General features: G+C 64.5%; 21 protein-coding genes. 7 read left to right on the forward strand and 14 right to left on the reverse strand.

From position 1 onward, the window contains the following. The 6 genes from ACESNG_RS01625 to ACESNG_RS01650 all read left to right on the forward strand — a co-directional run. Positions 1-1,056, forward strand: a 1,056-nt coding sequence (locus tag ACESNG_RS01625; protein ID WP_373067462.1) for an ABC transporter ATP-binding protein, incomplete at its 5' end; no start/stop codon positions are given. 269 nt (positions 1,057-1,325) lie between these two features. Then, the gene (locus ACESNG_RS01630; RefSeq protein WP_373058302.1) at positions 1,326-1,697 is read left to right on the forward strand and encodes a hypothetical protein; all 372 of its coding nucleotides are present in this window, start codon (positions 1,326-1,328) and stop codon (positions 1,695-1,697) included. A 30-nt stretch (positions 1,698-1,727) separates the two neighbouring features. Then, on the forward strand, positions 1,728-2,036 hold the full coding sequence (locus ACESNG_RS01635; protein WP_373058300.1) for a response regulator transcription factor: 309 nt from the start codon (positions 1,728-1,730) through the stop codon (positions 2,034-2,036). Between the two features lie 748 nt (positions 2,037-2,784). Beyond that, the gene (locus tag ACESNG_RS01640) at positions 2,785-2,937 is read left to right on the forward strand and encodes a hypothetical protein (protein ID WP_373058298.1); all 153 of its coding nucleotides are present in this window, start codon (positions 2,785-2,787) and stop codon (positions 2,935-2,937) included. Between the two features lie 122 nt (positions 2,938-3,059). After that, positions 3,060-3,812 (forward strand): ferritin-like domain-containing protein, encoded by a 753-nt coding sequence (locus tag ACESNG_RS01645; RefSeq protein ID WP_373058296.1) that lies wholly within the window; start codon positions 3,060-3,062, stop codon positions 3,810-3,812. Between the two features lie 8 nt (positions 3,813-3,820). Next, positions 3,821-4,648, forward strand: a complete 828-nt coding sequence (locus ACESNG_RS01650; protein WP_373058294.1) for a ferritin-like domain-containing protein — start codon at positions 3,821-3,823, stop codon at positions 4,646-4,648. Positions 4,649-4,666: 18 nt separating this feature from the next. Here ACESNG_RS01650 and ACESNG_RS01655 read toward each other — a convergent pair whose 3' ends face one another. The 4 genes from ACESNG_RS01655 to ACESNG_RS01670 are packed head-to-tail and all read right to left on the reverse strand — an operon-like array spanning position 4,667 to position 7,826. Then, positions 4,667-5,392 (reverse strand): cytochrome c biogenesis CcdA family protein, encoded by a 726-nt coding sequence (locus ACESNG_RS01655; protein WP_373058292.1) that lies wholly within the window; start codon positions 5,390-5,392, stop codon positions 4,667-4,669. Then, positions 5,382-5,888, reverse strand: a complete 507-nt coding sequence (locus tag ACESNG_RS01660) for a Fur family transcriptional regulator (protein WP_373058290.1) — start codon at positions 5,886-5,888, stop codon at positions 5,382-5,384. The genes ACESNG_RS01655 and ACESNG_RS01660 overlap by 11 nt, the downstream gene beginning before the upstream one ends. Positions 5,889-5,910: 22 nt before the next feature. Then, on the reverse strand, positions 5,911-6,639 hold the full coding sequence (locus ACESNG_RS01665) for a hypothetical protein (RefSeq protein WP_373058288.1): 729 nt from the start codon (positions 6,637-6,639) through the stop codon (positions 5,911-5,913). 8 nt (positions 6,640-6,647) lie between these two features. After that, positions 6,648-7,826: a hypothetical protein gene (locus ACESNG_RS01670; RefSeq protein WP_373067465.1), complete on the reverse strand. Its 1,179-nt coding sequence runs from the start codon at positions 7,824-7,826 to the stop codon at positions 6,648-6,650. A 143-nt stretch (positions 7,827-7,969) separates the two neighbouring features. Here ACESNG_RS01670 and ACESNG_RS01675 point away from each other — a divergent pair, with 143 nt between their 5' ends. Continuing rightward, complete coding sequence (locus tag ACESNG_RS01675) at positions 7,970-8,557, forward strand: YceI family protein (RefSeq protein ID WP_373058284.1); 588 nt, start codon at positions 7,970-7,972, stop codon at positions 8,555-8,557. An 8-nt stretch (positions 8,558-8,565) separates the two neighbouring features. Here ACESNG_RS01675 and ACESNG_RS01680 read toward each other — a convergent pair whose 3' ends face one another. From ACESNG_RS01680 to ACESNG_RS01725, 10 genes are all read right to left on the reverse strand, one after another. Beyond that, on the reverse strand, positions 8,566-9,732 hold the full coding sequence (locus ACESNG_RS01680) for an aminotransferase class I/II-fold pyridoxal phosphate-dependent enzyme (RefSeq protein WP_373058282.1): 1,167 nt from the start codon (positions 9,730-9,732) through the stop codon (positions 8,566-8,568). Between the two features lie 399 nt (positions 9,733-10,131). After that, positions 10,132-12,381: a primosomal protein N' gene (gene priA / locus ACESNG_RS01685; protein WP_373058280.1), complete on the reverse strand. Its 2,250-nt coding sequence runs from the start codon at positions 12,379-12,381 to the stop codon at positions 10,132-10,134. Positions 12,382-12,452: 71 nt separating this feature from the next. Beyond that, positions 12,453-13,475, reverse strand: a complete 1,023-nt coding sequence (locus ACESNG_RS01690) for a dipeptide epimerase (protein ID WP_373058278.1) — start codon at positions 13,473-13,475, stop codon at positions 12,453-12,455. A 26-nt stretch (positions 13,476-13,501) separates the two neighbouring features. Continuing rightward, the gene (locus ACESNG_RS01695; RefSeq protein ID WP_373067467.1) at positions 13,502-14,500 is read right to left on the reverse strand and encodes a serine/threonine-protein kinase; all 999 of its coding nucleotides are present in this window, start codon (positions 14,498-14,500) and stop codon (positions 13,502-13,504) included. Between the two features lie 48 nt (positions 14,501-14,548). Further along, a complete protein-coding gene (corA, locus tag ACESNG_RS01700; RefSeq protein WP_373058274.1) occupies positions 14,549-15,574 on the reverse strand; it encodes a magnesium/cobalt transporter CorA in 1,026 nt (341 codons plus the stop codon). Positions 15,575-15,604: 30 nt separating this feature from the next. Further along, entirely contained in the window at positions 15,605-16,537 is a 933-nt protein-coding gene (locus ACESNG_RS01705) for a histone deacetylase (protein WP_373058272.1), read from the reverse strand. Between the two features lie 198 nt (positions 16,538-16,735). Further along, the gene (locus ACESNG_RS01710; RefSeq protein WP_373067469.1) at positions 16,736-18,142 is read right to left on the reverse strand and encodes a hypothetical protein; all 1,407 of its coding nucleotides are present in this window, start codon (positions 18,140-18,142) and stop codon (positions 16,736-16,738) included. After that, positions 18,139-18,792, reverse strand: a complete 654-nt coding sequence (locus ACESNG_RS01715) for a DUF4159 domain-containing protein (protein ID WP_373058268.1) — start codon at positions 18,790-18,792, stop codon at positions 18,139-18,141. Before ACESNG_RS01715 ends, ACESNG_RS01710 begins: the two co-directional genes overlap by 4 nt. After that, on the reverse strand, positions 18,789-20,963 hold the full coding sequence (locus tag ACESNG_RS01720; RefSeq protein ID WP_373058266.1) for a hypothetical protein: 2,175 nt from the start codon (positions 20,961-20,963) through the stop codon (positions 18,789-18,791). Before ACESNG_RS01720 ends, ACESNG_RS01715 begins: the two co-directional genes overlap by 4 nt. Then, complete coding sequence (locus ACESNG_RS01725) at positions 20,960-22,288, reverse strand: BatA domain-containing protein (protein WP_373058264.1); 1,329 nt, start codon at positions 22,286-22,288, stop codon at positions 20,960-20,962. Before ACESNG_RS01725 ends, ACESNG_RS01720 begins: the two co-directional genes overlap by 4 nt.

Consider the following 22,288-nt stretch of genomic DNA (forward strand, 5'->3'; position numbering starts at 1 on the left):
CTGCTTATTCAGGGACAGATCACGGTGGGCGGCTACGTCGCCTTCGGCATCTACCTCGCGCAGCTCACATGGCCGCTGATCGCGCTCGGCTGGACCACGAACCTCTTTCAGCGTGCTGCCGCATCGATGACCCGCGTGCTGGAACTGCTCGACGCGGTGCCGCTGTCGGTGCAGGATACGGGCACCGCGAACCTCCCGATCGCCGTCGGTCATTCCGGCGCGCAGCAGGGTGGACGCACCGTGGAATTCCGTCACGTGTCGTTTCGGTATCCACGCCCGGTGATCGTGAGTGAAGACGGCGCCGCGCGCGATGCGAACTACGAGCGGACGCCCGACGGCGAGACCGCTGCCGCTTCGCGCTGGATCCTGTACAATGTCTCATTCTGCATCCCCGCCGGTGGCACGCTGGCCATCGTCGGCGCCACGGGATCCGGCAAGAGCGCGCTCATGGATCTCATTCCGCGCGTCTTCGAGCCACAGGAAGGACAGATTCTGCTCGACGGTGTGGACATTCGGGATCTACCCATCGGCGTTCTCCGCGCCGAACTGGGCTACGTGCCACAGGAGGCCCTGCTGTTCAGCGAGACCGTGGGTGAGAACATCGGCTACGGACTCGAAGCGCCCGACCACCAACGCCTCGAACACGCCGCCGGTATCGCGCAACTGCGAAACACGATTGCCGATCTGCCCTACGGCTTCGATACACGCCTCGGCGAACGCGGCATCAACCTGTCCGGTGGACAGAAGCAGCGCATGGCACTCGCCCGTGCACTGGCCCGCGCGCCGCGCGTGGTGTTGCTCGACGATGCGCTATCCGCGGTCGACACGCAGACCGAAGCCGCCATTTTGTATGAACTGCGCACGGCGCTGCACGGTCGCACTGCACTGATTGCGTCGCATCGCGTGAGTGCAGTGCGCGAGGCCGACCACATTCTCGTACTCGACGAGGGACGCATCGTCGAGCAGGGCACGCACGACGACCTCGTGCGTCTCGGCGGATGCTACACGCAACTGTTACAACGCCAGCAACTGCTCGAGGCGATCGAAGCGGCGTAGCACCGGGTAGTAGTCCAGCCGCTCCGTCGACTGCCGCGTACTGGAAACGGAGTACCTTCCGTTCAGCAGTGGATTGCCCGATTCGAAAAGGTACATTCTTGTCACGGGCTTCGTATCGCGACAAAAAGTCCTGAGGCGATTTTTCACCACCCTGCTCGAGCGAGCTATGCCGCCACCGACGCTGGAACTCGCACTCAGGCCGCTACGAAATTCACGCCGGGGTCGTGGAACTGTCGTGCCGACGCTTCCAGCGGGACCGCATCCCGGACATGGGTAACTTTATCCGCGAGGCCGAACTGCTCATGCGCGGCGTGAATAGCGCCGATGTGGTGCTCGGGATTTTTGACCACAATAGCTGCGATCCGGTCCTCGAGGTCGGCGATCGTCAGTTCTGGGGTCCGTTGCCGGAAGTGTCGCAAGCAGAGCGTATGCACCTTCTCCTGGGAATGCTTGATACCGACTACGCCGCGTTCCCGGCCGACTCCGTGAAATGGTTTGCGCGGATCCTTGGCGAAATGACGTTCGACGAGCGACCGAACATCGAGATTTTTCATTGTGGTATTGCGTACACGCGAACGGACGGGCGTCCGTTACGACTCTTCTCCGAGGGTGTGCCGATCCACTACGACGACGACCGGTGATTCACGTTCACGTTCAACTACGTACAAAACGTGAACCATCTGCTCAAACCAATGTTTCGTGACTACTGGATTCGGATCGCCTATGGCCCGAACGGTCACATGGTGAAAACCATGCACTCCGGTGAAGTCAAAGACTCGGCCTCGCGAGACTTACTCTCGACGAGAGAGCGGGAAGTCCTGTTTCAGATTGCCGAGGGATTGGACACCAGAGACATCGCCGGCAAACACGGCATCAGCGTGAATACGGTAGGGAATCACCGCAGCAACATGGTGCAGCGGTTGGGCGCACGCGACACCACGGCGCTGGTGCAGATTGCAAAAATGGCGAGCCTGATCTGAAGCGACCCGGCGTCGAAAGTCCCCAGCTGGTTGGTCGCTGAGCCACATCTGCATGAGAGCAGTGCCCGAGAGATGCCATCTCGATCACGTGGCACTGCGCTGACGGTCGTGCAGCGAGAGCAGTGCGCATTGCCGAACAGATCTCGATGTGCGCCATACGCGGATGAAAGTCCGGCGCGTGGTGCCATGGGGGCCGCCCTACGTCGAGTAGTCGGAAGCCTTGTTACTTCGGCATCATCGCGATCACGTACGATTGCGAACACAATCGCGTACACGACGCCGCCCTGTACTGGGCACAGTTGCGACAGAGAGCGTTCATCTCCCTTCGTCAGCAGCTCCGCGAGCCACGCTTGTTCGTGGATCGCCACGTGCTGTTCGATGCAATCAGCGGTCGGTTGATTGCGAGCGGACATAACCGAGGGACCCGCCCATTCGTCCTGGGAAGTCCTCTGCTCCAACTGGCGTGTGTGGGGACGACCACCGAGCGCTTCGCAATGGCCGACCGGCGTTCGCGAATTCGTTCGCATGTTCTGTATGTGGCAGTATGTGGAGCACGAATCCAGCCCTCAATAGTGACACTCACTAGCCGCATCGTAGCCGAATCAGGCTTCGGAACACAGGACGCCTGACCATTCAGCCAGACGGAGTTCGGAAACATTATCTACGGACGCGGAGCGCCCCATTGCTTACACCGCCTTGCACGGCTGCACCGCACCGATAGCGTTGCACCACGTGCGTGCGGCGCGTGATGCCGATCACACTCTCGTCGTTGATGATGGTCGCCTCGTCGATGCGGTGTACGCACGATGATATTGTGCAAATCGATGGACGATTCACGCAGCGGCTGCAGTGCCAGCTGCTGTCGTGCCAGATGCTACTCGACCTGATCGAGGCGGCCTGACAAAACCGACTGCGATCAGATCTGGCCGCAGAATTGCAAAACAGAGTCGAATGGGCGGCGAAGCCCATCCGCCAACTCGCGCAGATGCGCGATATCGGTTTGCTCTGGACCAGGAGTTTTCCATGTCTCAACGACCGACCTTCACGATCTCCGACGCCGGGATGCTCGCCACGCCTCGCACGCGCCGAGACATTCTGAAGCTCATTGCCGTCGGTGGCACCCTCGTGCTGTTGCCTGCAGCGCTCTCTGCATGCTCTGAGGACAATGGCGTCACCACACCGCCTACGCCGCAGCCCAACTCGGGCGCGGCGCTCACCATCGATTTCGCCAAGGGCGATATCGCCGTACTGCAGTTCGCTTACGCGCTCGAGCAGCTCGAAGCGGACTTCTATACGAGGGTCGTCAATGCGTTCGGCGGTTCCAACCTCACGGCAGCCGACAAGGCTGTGCTGCAGGACATCAAGTACCACGAAGTCCTGCATCGCGAATTTCTCAAGGCTGCGCTTGGAGCGAGCAACGACTTTACCGTCATCGCGACGTATCCGGGGGTGCATTTCAACGATCGCACGTCAGTGCTGAACACCGCGAAGACCTTCGAGGATCTCGGTGTGGCCGCCTACAACGGTGCCGCTCAGTACATCACCTCGGCGGTGAATCTCACGCTTGCCGGCAAGATCGTATCCGTTGAAGCGCGACACGCCGCGGCCATCGGTGACCTCCTGAGTCCGAAGACGTCGGCCTTCGCGCCGAACGCGTTCGATGACGTGTTCCGTCCGTCGAAAGTCGCTGCGACCGCCCAGGGCTTCATCGTCAACAAGCTCGGTTTCACCAATGCGCCCGGCACGTTTGTGCAGGGCCCGAACAACAACGGTTGAGGAGCGACATGATCATCGAAGCACGCCCCATCCTCGAGTCGATCGATCCCGAGATCCTCGCCACACTCGCCGCCCGCGAGAACGAAATCGCGCAGGGTGCGAGTACGAGTAGCAGCACCGCGGCCCTACTGGCCCTCGGCTCGATCCCGATCGCGCTCGGTGCGCTAGCGCGCGACGCGTACGCACAGGCTCCCAGTGATGTGCTCGACGTGTTGCAGTTCGCACTGCTGCTCGAATATCTCGAAGCCGAGTTCTATCAGCGCGGTGTGGCCGCATCTGGATTGATCGATGCCGCCGATCGCACGATCTTTACAACCATCAGCGGACACGAAACGATCCACGTGACCGCGCTGCGATCGCTCATCTCGGCGAAGGGTGCCACGCCGCTCGCGAAGCCCAACTTCGACTTCACGGCGAAAGGCAATGTGGCCGGGTTCAATTTCGCCGCCGGTCAGTACGAAACGTTCAAGGTACTTGCCATGGCGTTCGAAGACACCGGCGTGCGCGCATACAAGGGTCAGGCACCGCGCCTGATCGGCGACGCAGCTGCACTCAGTGCAGCGCTGTCGATTCACTCCGTTGAAGCTCGTCACGCGGCCGAAATTCGCCGCCTGCGGGGGAAGAAGGCATGGATCAGCGGCTCGAGTCGCGACGATCTGCCCGCCTTCACACAGGGCATCTATGCCGGCGAAGAGAACGAGTTGCAGGGTGGCCTCATGCTCTCTACGCTGCCCGGCTACAGCGCCAACGGCGGCTCGACAGCTGGCACAGAAGCGTTCGACGAGCCCCTTTCAAAAGCCGAAGTCACGGCGATCATCACGCCGTTCCTGGCGTAGTGATTGACGCACGATACGTCAAAGCCGCTCCACCAGAAACGCCGGTGTGAGCGGCTGCAGGATGGCCGCCAATCGCTCGAACCATCCGGTGAACATCAATACCCCGACTAGGATGAGCAGCACACCGGCAATGCGATTCACCAGCCCCAGATTCTTCTTGAATTTCTGGAAGAATCCAAGGAAATGCTCCAAGGCGAGCGCACTCAAGAGAAACGGCACCGCCAAACCCAACGAGTAGAACGAGAGCAAGGTGATCCCCTTGCCCAGTTGCGACTCGTTGGCCGCCAGCAGCAGAATCGCGCCCAGCGTCGGACCGAGACACGGTGTCCAGCCGGCGCCGAAGGCGATGCCGACCAGCACCGTACCCAAGAACCCGATCGGCTTGTCACTGAGGTGCACGCGACGTTCCTGCTGGAGGGCGCTGATGTTCAACACACCGATCATCCAGAGCCCCATCAGGACCATCAATGCGCCACCCACGCGGGCGATCCAGACGCGGTAGGCCAGCATCAACTGGCCGAACGCCGTCGCACCGGCGCCGAGCGCCACGAAGATGAACGAGAAACCGATCACGAACAGCACCGCGTGCGTGAGCGCGGCACGCCGGGAGCGCGACACATCGTCGAGCCCCATCCCGGTGATAAACGTGATATAGCTGGGCACCAACGGCAGCACGCACGGGCTGAGAAAGCTCAGCAATCCTGCGGTGAACGCCACCAACACCGTCAATGAGTCAGGAGCCACGACGCGCACTCGAAGAACTGGAGGGAAGTCCGCGACGGCAGGAGCCGCACAGACCATAGATCACAAGCCGATGACGCTGCCGCGAGAAATCACGCGCCTCGGCCAGCAGCGTCGTCATGCGTTCCAAACGTTCGTCACGAAACTCGGTGACCTTGCCGCACACCGTACACAGCAGATGCTCGTGATGCGGAATACCCCGTGAGGCCTCGTACCGCTTGAAGCCCTCCGCGAAATCACGTTCGACGACCAGTCCGCTCCGCACGAGCACCTCGAGCGTGCGATACACCGTCGCGGTGCCGGCGCTGGCGCCCTGCGCGCGGAGCTCGCGCGCCACGTCCTCGGCCGACAGATGCCGGTCGGTACCCAACACCACATCGGCGATCGCCAGACGCTGCGCGGTCGCCGGGAGGTTGTGATCGCGCAGAAACACGCGAAAGGCTTCCCGGTCGTCCACGATGGCTGCGGCACTCGTCGTCGCGTCGTTCGAATCACTCATGCGAAGGAGCTCTCAGGATGAATCAGACCGTAGAGTATGGCACGCGAAGCGCCCGCGCCAGCTGCGGGGCCGTGTAGCGCACGATCTCCGAATCTTCACCGGCGCGGCGCTGTACGCCGCGCACCACCAGATCGACCGTGATCAGCGGCGCTTCGGCTTCCGCCACCACGTCGGCCTCCCACTTGCCGCGCTCGGGACCTTTCTGCACGAGCCGGTAGCGCGCCGTGTACACCGTATGCCGAATACGCGGAGTCGGCGTGAGCGCGCTCACCACTTCGTCGTCGGCCTCCGCCAGCACATCGGCCAGCACATCGACGTCGTCGAGCTCGTCATCGGCTACGACGTCATCCGGTACGAGGTCATCGGCGACCACGTCATCCGCTTCGCTCAGCTCCACCGTACTCTCAAGCGGTGCGACCGCGTCGTCGAGCGGCAGCTCCGGGGTCTCCGGTTGCTCCACGACCACCACCGGCACGCGCGCCGCGATCACGGCGATGCCGGTTTCCACGCCGCCCTGCCGCAACGGCGAAAACAGATGCAACTCCTCGATCCGAGCCAGCGGTACATGCGCGAGCACCACTTTGAGGAATCGTTCCGTGATCTCGGACACCGGCGCGTCGGCACGATCGGGCACGTCGACGGAGACTGTCTCCGGCGCAAGCCCATCCAGCGCCGCAACGTCCGCAGTCTCGATCAACAACGCCTGTGAGGCGTCGTCGGGGGAAACCGTCGTATCGATGGGAAGGGTCATCGGGTGAATCAAGTGATCGGGAGGAACGGGTAAGGCGACTTGCCGCCACGCGACGCGTGATCACGGCTGGTCGGATTGCGATCGCGTGCATCCAGCTCGCGCTCCACGAACAGTCGCAGGATGTGCAGGAAATCCTGCGCATTGGTGACGACGCCGAACGCCTGGCGCGTGCCGCGATCCTTCAGTTTACTCACGACGAACTCCGACGAGTCGACGCAGATCGTGGGGAGCTCGTGCAGCACGCCGTCGCGATCCATCGTGAACGACGGCAACATGTTGCCCGTGGCGATCGCATGCAGCGCCGTGGCGATCATGATGGCCATCGTCGCCTTCGTCGCGTGTGCGCGCATGGCATCCTGCGCCTCGACCGCGTCGGTGATCACGTCGGGCAACGGACCGTCATCGCGAATCGAACCGCACAGGACGAACGGCACTCCACGCGTCACCAGGGCGTGCATGATGCCGTCTTTTACGATCCCCTGCTCCACCGCCTTCGCGATCGACCCCGCGCCGCGCACGGCGTTGATCGCGCGCATGTGCAGGCCGTGTCCGCCGGTGCTCGCCTGTCCGGTGCCAGTCATGCCAAGCGTGGTGCCGAACATCGATGCTTCGATGTCGTGTACAGCCACGGCGTTACCGGCCAACAGCACCTGCACGAATCCCTGATCCACAAACCAGGTCATATCGGTACGCGCCCGCGAGTGCACGAGGGCCGGCCCCGCCACCCACGTGACATAGCCACCGGCTTCGCGCTGCTCGAGCAACAGCAGCGCCATCTGGCGATAGTCGATCGGCTTCTCGCGCGACACTTCACTGGTCATGAAGCGGAACTCGCTGCCGTCGTCCGGTTCCACGAAAGCATGCACGTGCACGAACACGCCCTCGCTTCCGTCCTCCGCTTTACCGACGACCACGAGGTCGCCCTTCGCCACGCGACGGCCCTCGCGGATTCGGAGTACGCCATCCGTGCCAAGCACGATACCCGAGTCCATCCGCGGCTCCAGTGGCAGCCGCCAGGCACCGCCGACTTTCACATAGGTCGGAAGATTCGTGGTTGAAAAGAACGAGTCGGGAAGCACGCCGTGGGCCGGGGCAGGCACAAAACGGGCGTCAGGCGCCGCAGAGAGCGGCACCGCGTCGAAGGCAGGCGGACGGAAGCGGGTCACCGACGAAAGATCATCGGGCACGGCACCATCGAACAAGCCAAAAACATGATTGAATCCCTTGCCTTCTGCTGGATTCTGTTTACCTTATCACTATAATATTGCTTTAACAAGCATATCATGGAAAAAGATAACGTTGCACTGCCACCCTTTCTGAGACAGAACGCATGACCAAAACTGCACGCTTCCTCGCCGGCGCCGTCCTCCTGCCCTCGATGATGGCGGCCCGTCCGTTCGTTGATGTCAAGCCGCACATCGTCGACAAGGCGCACAGCCAGATCAACTTCGTCGCGGACTCGCGCCTCCTCAGCGCCCACGGCTTCTTCGGCAAATGGGACGCCGATGTGTCGCTCGATGCGACCAATTGGTCGAACTCCACGGTCGCCATTGCAATCGACGCGACCAGCGTGAGCACCCGCGTCGACATGCGCGACAATCACCTCCGCAGCCCTGACTTCTTCGACGTTGCCAAGTTCCCGACGATCACCTTCAAGTCGGTCAGCGTGACGAAGGTCGCCGAAGGCAAGCTCGACATCACCGGCGACCTCACGATCCGTGGCGTCACCAAGCGCATCGTCGTCCCCGCCACCGCCGTGTTCTACGAGAAGGGCGCCGGTCGCTTCCGCGGTCAGTTCGCCATCAACCGCAAGGACTATGGCGTGGCGTATGACTCGTCGGTGAACCCGATCGAGAACGACGTGCAGGTCCAGTGGGACATGGCCCTCAGCGAGCCCAAGCCCGCCCCGGCCAAGTAACCCGCGTTCTACGACGAAGCCACGGCCGCTGCCATCGAAGTGATAGCAGCGGCCGCTTTCGTCAGCACGCTGGCCGGCTGTACCAAGGACACACGGAAGCGCCCGCGTCCCGCCTCGCCGAACGCGATGCCGGGCGTGACGACCACCCCGGGCCCTTCCATCAGGGCGTCCACCCAGCCCCAATCGTCATAGCCGGCGGGCACGGGGAGCCAGAGATACATCGTGGCCCTGGGCGCCTGCACATCCCATCCACCCGCCTGCATAGCGCCGACCAAGGCGTCACGGCGCGCACGGTACTCGGCCACGATCGGCGGCACGATCGCCTCGTGATACGTGAACGCGGCCGTCCCGGCCATCTGTGCCATCGTGCTCACGCCATAGCCGATATTCGACCGGTACGCATCGAGCTGTGCTATCGCTTCACGCTTGCCGGCCACGAACGCGATGCGCACACCAGCCATGTTGAAGCTCTTGCTGCATGTGTGCATCTCGACGGCCACCCGCGATGCGCCCGGCACCTGCAGCACACTCGGCACGCGATATCCGTCGAAGGACAGTTCGCTGTACGCGAGGTCGCTGATCAGCAACAGCTGGTGCTGCTCGGCGAATGACACGAGGTCCGCGTAGTCGTTCAGCGTGATCGTGGACGTGGTGGGATTGCCGGGATAGTTCACGATGAGCACGCGAGCTCGCGCCAGGTCGGCGGGTGCCACGGCCGCGAGGTCGAGACGGCCGTCCGCCACGAACGGCACGAACACCGGCACGGCGCCCGCCAGCAACGTCGCACGCGCATACACCGGGTAGTACACCTCGGGCACCAACACCACGTCGCCCGGATTCGTGTGCGAAAGAATCAGCTCCGCGATTCCCTCCTTCGACCCCGCCAGCGCCAACAACTCGGCGACCGGATCGACCGTCACGCCGAAGCGCGTACTCAGATAGGCCGCTACGGCGGCCGTGTACGCGGGATGCGCGCGGAAGTACGGATAGCCGCTCAGAGCACGATCCGCCGCCGAACGCTGCATCGCCTCGATCACCACGTCGGGAATCGGCCCATCGGGGCTACCGATCCCGACGTCGATCAGTGACTTGCCGACGGTGCGCTGCCGATTGCGACGCGCATCGAGTTCATAAAACACGTACGGCGGAATCGCCGCGAGGCTGTTAACCGACATATCGAAAAGGGGCTGTTTGGGATTTCGCGTGGGTGACTCTCGGCCCAGCGGCCCGGTGCGTTGCCTCACCGAACATCGCTGCGGACATGCCGCAGATCAACGACAACAACCTGTAAAGTAATGCGCCGTCTTCCGTCGTCTCGCGCGGCTCCAATCCGCCTCGGGTCGGCCAAGATTCACCCACCGGTAAGAGACCTCTGCGTCTCTGCGTTCTCCGCTTCTCTGCGCGATCAGTTCTCGATCTAGCCGAGCATCGCCGCCAGTAACCTCCGTTGAACGAATCACACCTCAGAGGAACAGTCCACAGTAAATGGCTCTTCGCCGATACCCCTGGAGACGCACCCACACGAACCCCCGAAGCACTCGAAAAGCAAACAGGTGGCCGACGTCAGGAGAGGCCTACAGCAGCGACACCGGATCGCGATCGACTGTGAGGCGCAACGCGTGCACCTTGGGCACCGGACACCGTTCGGCGATGTAGCGAACTACGCGCGTCATCAGCTTCGGCTGCGACGATTTGAGCAGAAAGTGCCAGCGCCAGCGGTCCTTGATACGATCGATCGGGCATGGCGCCGGGCCGACGAATACGAGATCGCGCAGCCCCTGACGGTCGACCAGTCGCTGCACCCAATTGGCCGCCGCCATCGCCGCCGCCGCCGTCGCGGCCTGGTCGAGACCGCTCACCATCACGTTGGCAATACTCACGAATGGGGGATAGGCCGGCATCCGTCGCGCTCCCAGTTCCTCGCGCACGAAGCCGGTTACGTCGTGTGTGATCGCATGACGGATCGCGTGGCTGGTAGGCATGCGTGTCTGAATGATCACGTCGCCGCCCTTCGGCCCACGCCCTGCGCGTCCCGCCACCTGACTGACCAGTTGAAACGTTCGCTCGGAGGCACGAAAATCGGGGAGATTGAGGCCGGTGTCCGCGTCGACGACGCCCACCAGCGTCACGTTCGGGAAGTCGAGCCCCTTGGCGATCATCTGCGTGCCGAGGAGAATGTCGACCTCACCGCGTCCCACGCGATCGAGGATCTGCGTGTGCGCCCATTTGCCGCTGGTCGTATCGACGTCCATCCGCGCGATGCGGGCTTCGGGAAAGCGCTCGGAGAGCACGCGCTCCACCTGCTGCGTGCCAAGCCCACGTCGGCGCATCGTATCGGCCGCACATTGCGGACAGACAGCCGGCACCGGCTGCTGATGCTGACAGTAATGGCAGACGAGAATCTCAGGCACACGATGGTAGGTGAGCGAAATGCTGCAATGCGGACACACCGGCACGTCACCGCACGCATTGCACTGCATGAACGACGAATAGCCACGGCGATTCAGCAGCAGCAGGCTTTGTTCGCCGCGCACGAGCCGCTGTTCCAGTGCCACCAGCAATGATGCGCTGAACACACCCAGCGTTTCGTCGAACGGCGCGTTGGGCTTGCGCTCCTTCACGGCCTGTTTGAGCTCCACACGCATGTCCACGACGGTGACTGGCGGCAATTGCGCACCAGCGGCACGATCGGGCAGCGTCAGGCGAATCGCCTGACCGCGGTCGGCACGCTCCCACGTTTCCAGACTTGGTGTGGCACTCCCCAGCACTACCACCGCGCCTTCAGCCCGCGCGCGCACAATGGCTGCTTCGCGCGCATGGTAGCGTGGCGTTTCCGACTGCTTGTAGCTGCTCTCGTGTTCTTCGTCCACGATCACGACGCCTACGCGCTCGAGTGGGGCGAACAACGCTGAGCGCGCACCGACGGCGATACGCCGTTCACCGCGACGCAGGGACTGCCACGCATCGAGCCGCTCACCGTCACTCAACCCCGAGTGCAGCACGGCCACATCGTTACCGAAGGCACCGCGGAAGCGATCGACGGTCTGCGACGTGAGCGCGATTTCCGGCACCAGCACGATGGCCGTCTGGTCGCGTTGCTCCAGCACGGCACGCAGCACTTCGATGTAGACCAGCGTCTTGCCACTACCAGTCACGCCGTGCAACAAGAACACCTGGCCTGGATCACCAGCGAGAACAGCGCGTACCACCTCATTCTGCGCGTCGCTAGGATTGGGCGGCGGCAACGTGCCCGCGCGATCGGCGAAGGGATCGCGCTGATGCACCTCGTCGCGGATTTCCACCAAGCCACGCTTGGCCATGGCCGTGAAGACGCCAGCGCTGCAGTTGGCCTGGATGCGCAGAGATTCCAGCGGTGCCGCACCGCCCTGAGTTTCGAGCAGGTCGTACACGACGCGCTGCTGCCTGGCGCGGGCGAATGTCTGTTCGCGCTGCAGCAACGACGGCAGATCCATCACAATGCGAACCATGCGCTGCGTACGCGACGCAGGTGCCGGTGCCTTGGCTGACGTGAGCGCCGTGGGGAGCATGGAGCGCAGCGTCAGTCCGAGTGGGGCGGCATACCAGTCGGCAATCCACCGCCCCGTGTGGAGCAGCGAGGCGGGGAGCGACGGCACATCGTCGACCACGGCTTGAATCGGCTTGAGCGTAATGCCGTCGGGCGGTTCGGTAGCGCCGAGACAGATTCCGATTTCCGGCCGATTGCGAAAGGACACCAGTACCCGGGTGCCGGGCGCGATCGGTAGCGCGATGCCATCAGGTACGCGATACGTGAACGTGCGAAAGAGCGGCGCCGCCAGCGCCACTTCGATGCAGCGGGAAGCGCTCGCTGACGAAGACGGCGGCGAAGCGATCAGCGACGACGTCAGCGACGACGTCAGCGACGCTGCACGCCGAGCCCCGGCGCGTCGCTGAGGGTGACTTGTCCGTTCGGAATGGACGGACCGGTGAATGGATCGTCGGAGAGCAATGCGGCGCCGTCGAGGTCGGCGTCGTCCAGCAGCGGTGAGAAGTGCGCTGCCGCCGCGATGCCGAGTGTCGTTTCGATCATGCAGCCGCACATCACCCGCATGCCGTGCGCGCGCGCCACGGCGATCATCCGCATCGCTTCGCGCAGCGAGCCGCACTTGGCGAGCTTGATGTTGATGCCGTCCACCGCGCCCACGAGTTTCGGAATGTCCGTGGCCACGAGGCACGACTCGTCGGCGACCACCGGAATAGGCGAACGTTCCCGCACGAAGCGAAGCCCTTCGATATCGTGCGGCGCCAACGGCTGCTCCAGCATATCGACACCCACGTCGGAGAGCGGCTGCAGCATGGCCAGCGCCTGCTTGGCCGTCCATGCGGCGTTGGCGTCCACGCGCAGGGTGGCGTGCGGGGCTTCCTCACGCACGATACGCAACACCTCGTGATCCCAGCTCGAGCCCAGCTTGATCTTGAGAATCGGATAGCTGGCCGCCTCGCGTACGCGCGACCGCAACGTCTCCGCATCGGGGGCAATTCCGATCGTGAACGTGGAACGCGGCGCTGCCTTGGCATCGAGCCCCCACAGCTTCCAAAGCGGAACGCCAAGCCGCTTGGCCGCCAAATCATGCAGCGCTGAACTGATCGCGCATCGTGCCGCCGCATTCCAGCGCAGTGTTTTCTCGAGCTCACGCTCGATGGCGTCGATCGACCAGCCGTTCGCTGTCTCCAGCACCGGCGCGAACTGCGCCATGGCCACCATCACACTATCCGCCGTTTCGCCGTAGAAGCGGCTCGGGGCCGCCTCACCCCAACCTTCCGCACCGTCGGCGTCACGCAGCCGCACCCACACCACGCGATACTCGCTGAAACCACCGCGCGCGATGATGAACGGATGCGTGGTATGGACCGTCAGGATTTCGGCATGGAGTTGCATGGCGCGAGCAGAGTCGGTGGTGGAGATCAGCACGGCGTGAGTCCGGACGGACGCGACGAACGTGCGGCGCGCAGGTCGGCTCCCGGAGCTTGCCCCAGAAACGCGATAAGCGCATCGGCCAGTTCGAAACCGCGATCGTACCGATCGACAGCCTGCTTGGACAGACACTTCATGGTGATCGCGCTCAAACCAGCGGGGATACGCGTATCCACCTGATCGGGCGCCACCGGCGTCTCATGCACGTGCTTGTATCCTACCGCATACGAGTCTTCACCGTCGAATGGCGGATGCCCCAACAACATTTCGTACAACAGCAGCCCCACGGCATAGAGGTCGCTGCGGCCGTCGACCAGCTTGCCCATCGCCTGCTCGGGTGACATGTAATGCGGCGTCCCCATGGCGCGTCCGTTGGCGGTGAGACGGCCGTGGAAACGCGCCGTCGCGATACCGAAGTCGGTGAGCGCCACGTTGCCGTCTTCGTCGAACAGAATGTTGTCGGGCTTGATGTCACGATGCACCACGCCGTGCCGATGCGCGTAGTCGAGTGCACAAGCCACCTGCACCGCGATCGAGGCCGCCGAGCTGGCGGACACCGTCTTGCGACGTGACAGCATATCGGCCAGTGAACCGCCGGCGTAGTACGGCATCGCGAGATACTCGATGTCGCCTGCGGTGCCCATGTCGGCGATGGCACAAATGTACGGATGGATCAGTCGCGCCGCCGCTTCGGCCTCGCGTCGGAAGCGCTCACGCATTTCCGGCTCCTGCGCCAGCGTGCGATGCAGCACCTTGATCACGAGCGGCCGCGCCAGCACGGCATGTTTGGCCAGATAGACGTGCGCCATGCCGCCGCTTCCCAACCGCTTGATCACCGTGTAGCGATTGCCCGTCGCGACGCGCAACTCGCGCAGCTCTTCGTCAGGGATGTCGATCGGCGGGGCCGAGACGTCCGGAAGCGGCACGCCACAGCGCGTGCAGCGCGCCGCCGCAGCCCGGTTCCAGGTCCCGCATTCAGGGCAGAACATCTGGCGAGGTAAGAAAGAGAGTAGAAGACCAGCGGGCAGTCGGGCGCGTCAGATCAGACCGCGGCGCCTCAGATACAAAAGTAGCAGGCCGCCCAACCCGAGCTGCACGACCAGCAGCAGCCAGAACCCGTGCGGCCAGCCCGACAGCGGAATCGTCGAAAAATTCATGCCCCACATACCACTCACGACGACGAACGGCAGCGACATCGTGGCCACCACCGACAACGCCTTGGTCGTCGCCCCCAGACGATTCGACACCTGCGTGAGATATGCATCCATCGTGCTGCTGAGCAGATCACGGTACGTGTCCAGCGCATCGTTGATGCGCAGCACGTGATCATAGATGTCCCGGAAGTACAGCTGCACATCGGGCGTGAGCAGCATACTCGGGCGGTTCGTGAGCACGTTCATCACTTCACGCGACGGCTGCAGATACCGTCGCAGCGACAGGACGAGCCGCTTCACGTGGAAGAGGTCGCGCAGCGCGGTCTCGTCGAAGTCCACGAACACGCGTTCCTCGAGTCCGTCGATGAACTCGTCGATCTGCTGCAGGATCGGGAAATAGCTGTCGATCGTGTCGTCGAGAATCGCATGCAACGCGCGCTCCACGCCACGCGCCAGCAGATCGGGCGCTCGGCGAAGCTGCTCAGACACGCGATCGATCGAAGCCATCGGTCCGGCGTGCACCGTGACGAGATAGTTCTTCCCGAGAAAGCAGTACAGGTCCTTCGTCTCCAGATCGTACGGATCGTCAGTGCCAGCAGCGAGACCCACCCCGCGAATGATGACGAAGAGGAACCCTTCGTACTCCTCGAGCTTGACGCGAGAGTTCGGGTTGAGCGTGTCCTCCACCGCCAGCGGATGGAAGCGAAACACCTTCTCCAGCATCGCATGCTGCGAGCGCACCGTCGAATCGATGTCGACCCACATGGTGCCACCTTCGGCCAGCAGCGGCGCCACCTCACGCGGATGACAATCGATGATGTCCTCGCCCGACGGCGACCGGTAAATGGTGCGCGGCGGCGGATCGTGAGGCTGGTCGATCGAGAGGAGGGCGGAGGGGACGGTGGTCATCACCGACGAATCATGGTGGCACGAGGGCCGTCAGGCCAGCGCTGCCAGGTGTACGAGCACCGCTTGTGCCACGGGGTCGGGGGCATACCCACCCTCCATGGCGCTCACCAGCCGACCGCCGCACCAGCGTTCGGCGCGTTCCACGAGCGCCCGCGTTAGCGTGCCGATATCGTCGAGCGTGAGGGTGAAAGCCCCCAACGGATCGCCCTCGAGACAGTCAAAGCCGGCACTCAACAGGATCAGATCGGGCGTGAACCCCTCGGCGGCCGCATCGACGGCGCGCAACAGCGCCTCCACGTACTGCGTCGACGGCAGCGACGGCGCCATCGGCGTGTTCCACACCGTGCCGTGGGGGCCACGGTCGTCGGCCGCTCCGGTACCCGGATACCAGGGCCACTGATGCATCGACACGAAGTGGATACGCGGCTCGTGCTCCACCAGCGCCTGCGTACCGTTGCCGTGATGCACGTCCCAATCCACGATCAGCACGCGCTCGCACGCCTTTGTCGCCAGCGCATAGTGCGCGGCGATCGCCACGTTGCCGAACAGACAGAACCCCATTGCGCGATCGCGCAGAGCGTGGTGTCCGGGAGGACGCACGGCAGAAAAGCTGCGCGGCGCACGCCCGTCGAACGCCATGTCGACACCGTCCAGCACACAGCCGGTGCCGACGGTCGCGGCGTCCCACGAGCCTTCACTCACGACCGTATCGGGATCGAGACGGCCACCGCCCGACTGTGCCATGTCGCGGACCTTGGCGATGTAGTCGCGGTCGTGCGCCAGCGCGAGTTCGTCTTCCGTGGCGTGCCGCCCCTCGTGATGCTGCAGCGCCTCGAACAACGCCTGATCGTAGCGCAGCGCCCGGGGAATGGCGCGCAATCGCCCCACATGCTCCGGGTGATCCCACCCCGTATCGTGGCGTCCACAATCGGAGTGCGAGAGAAATGCGACCTGTTGCTTCATGCGGTGACGGTAGCGCGTAACGCGACGCTCTTCAAGATCGACAATTTCAGTTCGGCTGTTCTTCGCGTCTTGTCGCGTGCTCCGCGAGCTTCGCGTGAACCGGCCGGCTCTCCGAGAAGGCCGAGGCAGCCGAAAGCACCGCGGTTCACGCGAAGTCCGCGAAGATCGCGAAGAGTCGCGAAGAACTGCGTTCGAAACTCATCGATTACCGCGCAGCCGCCGCGAGGCCCACTCGCCCAGCAACGCCATCGCGATCACCATGAACAGGAGGCCAGGAGCCGCCCGCAGTCGATCCATCAGTTGATCGAACGCCGAGAGAGCACGCGCTGCCGGCGCAGCGGTCATCCCGTCGACCGAGACTGGCAAACCGACGCGGGCCACCAGGTCGGCATACGGGGCGGCGTTGCCTGGGTAGGCGTCGACCACCGCATCATCCGCCATCGCCGGCACACCGGCCGCCAGTGCCAACACGCTCCCCCACCACGCGCGATGCTCGGCGGCACCGTCGTCGGTCCCTTCCATGCGCCAGCGCCAACTGTTGCGATACGCACTGGCCACCACGCGCCCCGCGCCGATGCGCTGCGCGACCAGCGCTGGTTCCGCATGCCCGTGGTCCGAATCGTCCGACCGCACGACGAACGCACCGCGGTTCGCCACCAGCTCCCAGGCTTCGAGACCACGCTGCGGGGTATCCGTCAACAGCGCGCCGGCCACCGCACCACGAACCATGGTCACTCGCACAGGGCTGATCGCCGCCAATGCCGGAATGCGTAGCGCATCGCCGCCGAGCACCACGCCCCCGCCCTGCTGCACGAAGCGCCGGATCGCCACGGCATCGACCGCCACGCTGTCCAGCAGCACCACCACGGCGTAACGCGCGGTGTCGACGCGCCCCGGTGCGCCCAGCGTGACCGCCGCGCGCGGCGACACGCGATAGCGGCCGTCAATGTGCCACCCCGCTTCCTCGAGGGCGGCGGTGACGAACTTCGATTCCCATCCCGGCTGCGCCATCAGCATCACGCGTCGTGTGAACGCCGGAAGGCGGGTGGGCACGCGGGCCTCCGACGCGCCAATAGCCGCTCGAAGCGGCGGCGACACGCTGGCCAGCCGCCACGCCGCCACCCGCGTGTTCGGGATGGAATCAAGCGTCCCACCGGCATCACGAAGCACCAGCAGCAACGACGATGGCGCGCCTACCACGCGGACATCGACCGCGCCCGATGGACCGGCAACGGCCGTGGCGGACAGGGCCAGGCCGGAAGCCTGAGTGCGATCGATCCAGTTCACGGAGACATCGGCGCCAACCACCGCGCCCAGCATGGCCCGGGCCCGTTGGCTGGGCACGGCCGTGAGCTCTACGTTCACGCGGCGTGGTTGCGTGTCGCCCGACGCGGAAATGATTTCGCGCACTAACGCCGTGGTCAGCACCGTAGCGCTGCTGTCGGCCAGATCACTCGCGGACCATCGCAGCACGCTTGCCCGCCGGTCGCGTGGCCCGGCCGGTCGGCTCGCGAGATACATCGCAGTAGCCAACCCGAGCCACGCGACAGTTCGCAGCGCGCGCTCGAGCATGGACCGCGGACGGTTCGGTTTCGTCGTCGTCATCGAGTCAGTGCGTAGACCACGAGATTCACCGCGAACCTGGTGTTGTCCACCGAGAGGAAGCGCTTGTTGTCGGGATGGAAACTCCACTCCGAACTGTAGTCCTTGCTGCTGTACAACACGGAGATGCGGCCGTTGCGCAACACCGCATCGAGCTGTTCATGCACGAGGTTGTCGCCCCACCCGTTCATCTCGTGCGACGTAGTGGGCGGCCCATTCTCGAACACGAAGAAGCTGCGATAGAGTTCGTGCGTATTCGGCAGCGGCACCAATGGACCGGCCACCCGGCGGATCTCTTCACGCACCGTCTTGTGAAACGCGCCGTCCACATCGTGGTTGTGGTCGTCCACGAACAGCAGCCCACCGCGCACGAGATACTTGCGCAGCACATTAGCCTCACGCGTAGTGAAGCGCACCGGTAAGTGGCCCGTGAGATAGAGCAGCGGATACGCGAACACGGCCTCACTCGACAACGGCACGGAGACGCCCTGTGGCCGAACCGGCAGCGACGTGTAGCGGGCGACCGAATCGATCACGTTGGCCGGGAGCATCGGTGCCGAATCCCAGTCACCCGACTCGTACTGCGCGGTCGCAAACACGAACGGGTCCATCGCCGTCGCGTCGCGCATCGCGGCACGCGTGGAGTCGCTCATCGCGGAATACCGCGTGACCACGCGCCAGCATCGGTGCGCACCACACCACCAAGCACCCGGCGTGCACCCACGAACGCCTCGGTGGCGTCGCCATTGCGGTCCATCACCGCGAGTACCGTTGCCACGGCCGCCGCAAATGCCGGTGAATCGCCCAGCGCTTCCACGCGCAGCACGGCGAGCGAATCGCGAGCCGCCAGCACATCGCCCGCCACCAACTGCGCGGCAACGATCAATCGGGCCGCACGACGTGCTTCGCGCGACGGCGGCCCTTCACGTTCGCGCCGAAGGTTCGTAACACCGGTGTCCTTGCCGGCGAGGCGCACCTTGGCGATGTCGATGATCACCGTGGGCGGTTTGCCGCGCAGATACAGCCGTTCCGCCGAACGGGCCCGTTCGATAGCCGCCAGTGCGAGCCGCATATGTGGAATGGCGGCCTTCGGCTCGCCCTGCTCGAGCTCACGGCCGGCGTCCCACATCGCGTTGTACGCTTCGAGCAGCGGCTGGTTGATCGAGATGACGGGTGAGTCATCACCTTCTTCGAGCACGCCGCCCGCATTGCCACCAGACAGCGCCAGCTTACCCTGCTGCTGCTCCACACCGTGATCATGCCCGTCGCCCACCGTGTGTGCGTGCTCCCCACTCACGTCGCCACTCAATCGCTGAAACACGAGATCACCGACAGCACGTCGCAATCGGGCCTGATCACGACCGATTTTGCTCGCCTCGCTCATCAGCGTCTTGCGTTCCAGCCTCGGCCTTTGTTTCTCGAGTTTTTCGGTCAGCATCAACAGCATGCGCTGACTGAGCAGCGATTTGTCCACTTCCGGCGGTGGCGCCGGCTCGACCGCCACCGAATCGTACTCGGCGGCACGCGCAATACGGAACGAGCGCGTTTCGCTGCTGCCGTACTCGCGGTTCGACGCCGGATACGCATCACGCGCGATCGCGCGGACATGCACGATGTCACCCGCGACCAACTCGAGCGCGGCGAGATCCATCGTGGCACGAATCGTCCCAGCTCGGTCGCCCACGAAGCGGCGTTCACCCATCTGCACCGTGCGCGCCGTGAAGCGCTCGCCCTCGCCCGAGCTTACGATGAGTTCGAAACGCGCATTCGTGAGCCCGATATCGTCACGTGCCGAGGCCACCAACGCCAGCGACCCCTCTGGCGTGCGAAAAACGCTGTCGCGTGTCGGCTGCAGCAGCGCCACGGCCGGTATCGAGTCGGCACGACCTTCGATCACAAATAACCGTGCACGACCGCCACGGGCCAGCTGAATGGTGACCGGTCCATCGGTCGCCACGGTACGCACCTGCCAACCGTCGCCGTTCGTCGTGGGGAGCAAGGCGCGCTCGCGACGCGCCGCCGCCAACGTGTCAGCCGCATCACCCACGATACGCTCGATCACCTGCTCGGGAATCGGGCCCGGGCCGCGCAACTGTACCATGCTGCCGCGCACAGCCGATGCGTTTTGCACGTTCCCGAACTGCTGCGGCGCCCGACGCATGTACGCCGGCGCATCGACACGTACCTGCCATGAACCGAGCGGCGGGATGGGCGTAAGCAAGGCGCTGTCGCCGCTCACCGCGCGCAATACCGAGCCCGCAATAGCGCCGGGGCCGGATCGCACCAGCGCACCGACCACCAGCACAGTGAGCGCACCAGCCAGGAACAGCGCCGGCCCGAGCAACTGGTTTCTCGCCGAACGCCGTAGCGCACGCGGTACATCTGTGCGCACGAGCACCGCATTCGCCGACGCCTGCAACAGCGGACTCTCGGCAGTCGACCGCGCCGACGGGTCTACGGTTGACACACCTGTCGCCAACGACCGCAGCCCGACCAGTGCCTCGATCAGCGTCACCAACGCGAAGCTCGCCGGACGCGCGCCGGTATCGCGTTCTTCGATCCACAACGCCGCGCGAACATCGTTGATGTCGCGCGTCTGGCGTCGCGCCAGCGACCAGAACACGAGCAGTGCGAAAACCAGTACGATGCCGGTGCTGCGTTCTGACGCAAGCGAGTCGCCACCACAGGCGAGCCGCACGCCGTCAACCACCAGCCACGCCGAGAGCGCCACGCCGCAGGCGAGCAACGTGGCCCGTGTGTACACCACGCGCACAAGCACGCGACGAACGCCAGCTACCCGCGAGAGGATCGTCGTATCGTTCATGATGTCGTCGATCCCGCCGCCATGTGCGTCGAGCCGCGTCGAACGATCTGCTCGGCCAGTAGCGCCACCAGCGCCAGCGCCAACAACGCCGTGGCCAGCCACTCGGGTCGCGTGGCGCGCGACATTGCCCCGGCCTCGCGAAAACGACCGGCCGATGCATAGTTACTCGCAGTCGCGTTTGCGTTCGCGCGCGGAGCCGCTACGCCACGCACCTCGCACGGTGCCCGCAGTACACGCAACAGCCCATCAGCCGCCGGTGAGAGCAACAGGTCACTCCCCGCGGCCACGGCAAGAGCGACCTCGCGCACACATGATGTGCCACGCGTGCGCTCGACCGCCACCGCTATGCCATCGCTCCACCACGCTATCGCTCGCACGCTATCCGAGAGCGGCGGCGGCAGGGCCGTGCGCACCCATGGTGCCACCAGCGCGATTCCCGCGGCCGTGACGGCGCCAACGGAGTCCATCACTGGCGCCACTTGCCAACCAGTGGGCACGCCGTTCGGCGGCCACTGCACCACAACCGGCGCGCGATCTGCGACACGAGTGCCCGTGCGCTGCACGACCACCTCCGCGCCATCAGGAACAGCGCCGCGTGCCGCGATCGCGCCGCGCAGCGCGAAGGCCGCTTCGACCACATCCGTTCCACTTGCCGTTCCAACGGCGGCACGAGTACCAACCACTCGGACCATTGCCGGCGCCGACGACGGGGCGCTCGTGTCGGCCGCAGCGGCGTTCGCGATAGGTACCATCTGAATGCGCGCTGGCCACTGGCCACGCCATGCATCCCAGCCTTCGCGTGAACGCACAGATGCCGGCATGACCACCGCGAGTGACAGCTCAGCCAACGACGGATTCGTCTGCGCCTGTCGCGCCGATTCACGGATCGCCGCCGCTATCGCGACCCCGGGATCGTTCGTGACGCCGTTCACCCACAACACCGTAGGCACGGATGCATCGCCCGTGGCCGCGACGCTCGCCACTGCAGTCGCCGTCACCGCGCGCGCGACCAGCGCCGCCGAATCCGCGCGCAGCGTCGCGTCGATCACGATGATCGACGCGACAACTGCACCCGACGCACCGCAGCGCGCACCCGCCAGCGCGCCGCCGACGGCCAGCAACGCGATCACGCGCAACGAAAGCAACAGCAAGTCACTGGGCTTCGCCTGGCGCGCCACGGCGCGCGCATCACGCTCCGGAACGAATCGCGCCGTAGGCAACAGCATCACGCGCGGTTGCCGCACCGAAAGAAAGTGCAACGCCGTGATCGTCAGTGCTGCCACCAACGCGACGCCAAGAATCCAGGGAGTGGCGAAGCCGATCAT

The organism is Gemmatimonas sp., from assembly GCF_041689975.1.
In the GTDB taxonomy this organism is placed as follows: domain Bacteria; phylum Gemmatimonadota; class Gemmatimonadetes; order Gemmatimonadales; family Gemmatimonadaceae; genus Gemmatimonas.

What these genes read in the sequence shown, in the direction of transcription:
- ACESNG_RS01705 (WP_373058272.1), bottom strand. Translation starts at nt 16,537, where the DNA reads ATGAAGCAACAGGTCGCATTTCTCTCGCACTCCGATTGTGGACGCCAC.
- ACESNG_RS01640 (WP_373058298.1), top strand. Translation starts at nt 2,785, where the DNA reads ATGCCGATCACACTCTCGTCGTTGATGATGGTCGCCTCGTCGATGCGG.
- ACESNG_RS01695 (WP_373067467.1), bottom strand. Translation starts at nt 14,500, where the DNA reads ATGTTCTGCCCTGAATGCGGGACCTGGAACCGGGCTGCGGCGGCGCGC.
- ACESNG_RS01720 (WP_373058266.1), bottom strand. Translation starts at nt 20,963, where the DNA reads ATGAACGATACGACGATCCTCTCGCGGGTAGCTGGCGTTCGTCGCGTG.
- ACESNG_RS01660 (WP_373058290.1), bottom strand. Translation starts at nt 5,888, where the DNA reads ATGAGTGATTCGAACGACGCGACGACGAGTGCCGCAGCCATCGTGGAC.
- ACESNG_RS01665 (WP_373058288.1), bottom strand. Translation starts at nt 6,639, where the DNA reads ATGACCCTTCCCATCGATACGACGGTTTCCCCCGACGACGCCTCACAG.
- ACESNG_RS01710 (WP_373067469.1), bottom strand. Translation starts at nt 18,142, where the DNA reads ATGACGACGACGAAACCGAACCGTCCGCGGTCCATGCTCGAGCGCGCG.
- ACESNG_RS01680 (WP_373058282.1), bottom strand. Translation starts at nt 9,732, where the DNA reads ATGTCGGTTAACAGCCTCGCGGCGATTCCGCCGTACGTGTTTTATGAA.
- ACESNG_RS01690 (WP_373058278.1), bottom strand. Translation starts at nt 13,475, where the DNA reads ATGCAACTCCATGCCGAAATCCTGACGGTCCATACCACGCATCCGTTC.
- ACESNG_RS01630 (WP_373058302.1), top strand. Translation starts at nt 1,326, where the DNA reads ATGGGTAACTTTATCCGCGAGGCCGAACTGCTCATGCGCGGCGTGAAT.
- corA (WP_373058274.1), bottom strand. Translation starts at nt 15,574, where the DNA reads ATGACCACCGTCCCCTCCGCCCTCCTCTCGATCGACCAGCCTCACGAT.
- ACESNG_RS01650 (WP_373058294.1), top strand. Translation starts at nt 3,821, where the DNA reads ATGATCATCGAAGCACGCCCCATCCTCGAGTCGATCGATCCCGAGATC.
- ACESNG_RS01715 (WP_373058268.1), bottom strand. Translation starts at nt 18,792, where the DNA reads ATGAGCGACTCCACGCGTGCCGCGATGCGCGACGCGACGGCGATGGAC.
- ACESNG_RS01675 (WP_373058284.1), top strand. Translation starts at nt 7,970, where the DNA reads ATGACCAAAACTGCACGCTTCCTCGCCGGCGCCGTCCTCCTGCCCTCG.
- ACESNG_RS01725 (WP_373058264.1), bottom strand. Translation starts at nt 22,288, where the DNA reads ATGATCGGCTTCGCCACTCCCTGGATTCTTGGCGTCGCGTTGGTGGCA.
- ACESNG_RS01645 (WP_373058296.1), top strand. Translation starts at nt 3,060, where the DNA reads ATGTCTCAACGACCGACCTTCACGATCTCCGACGCCGGGATGCTCGCC.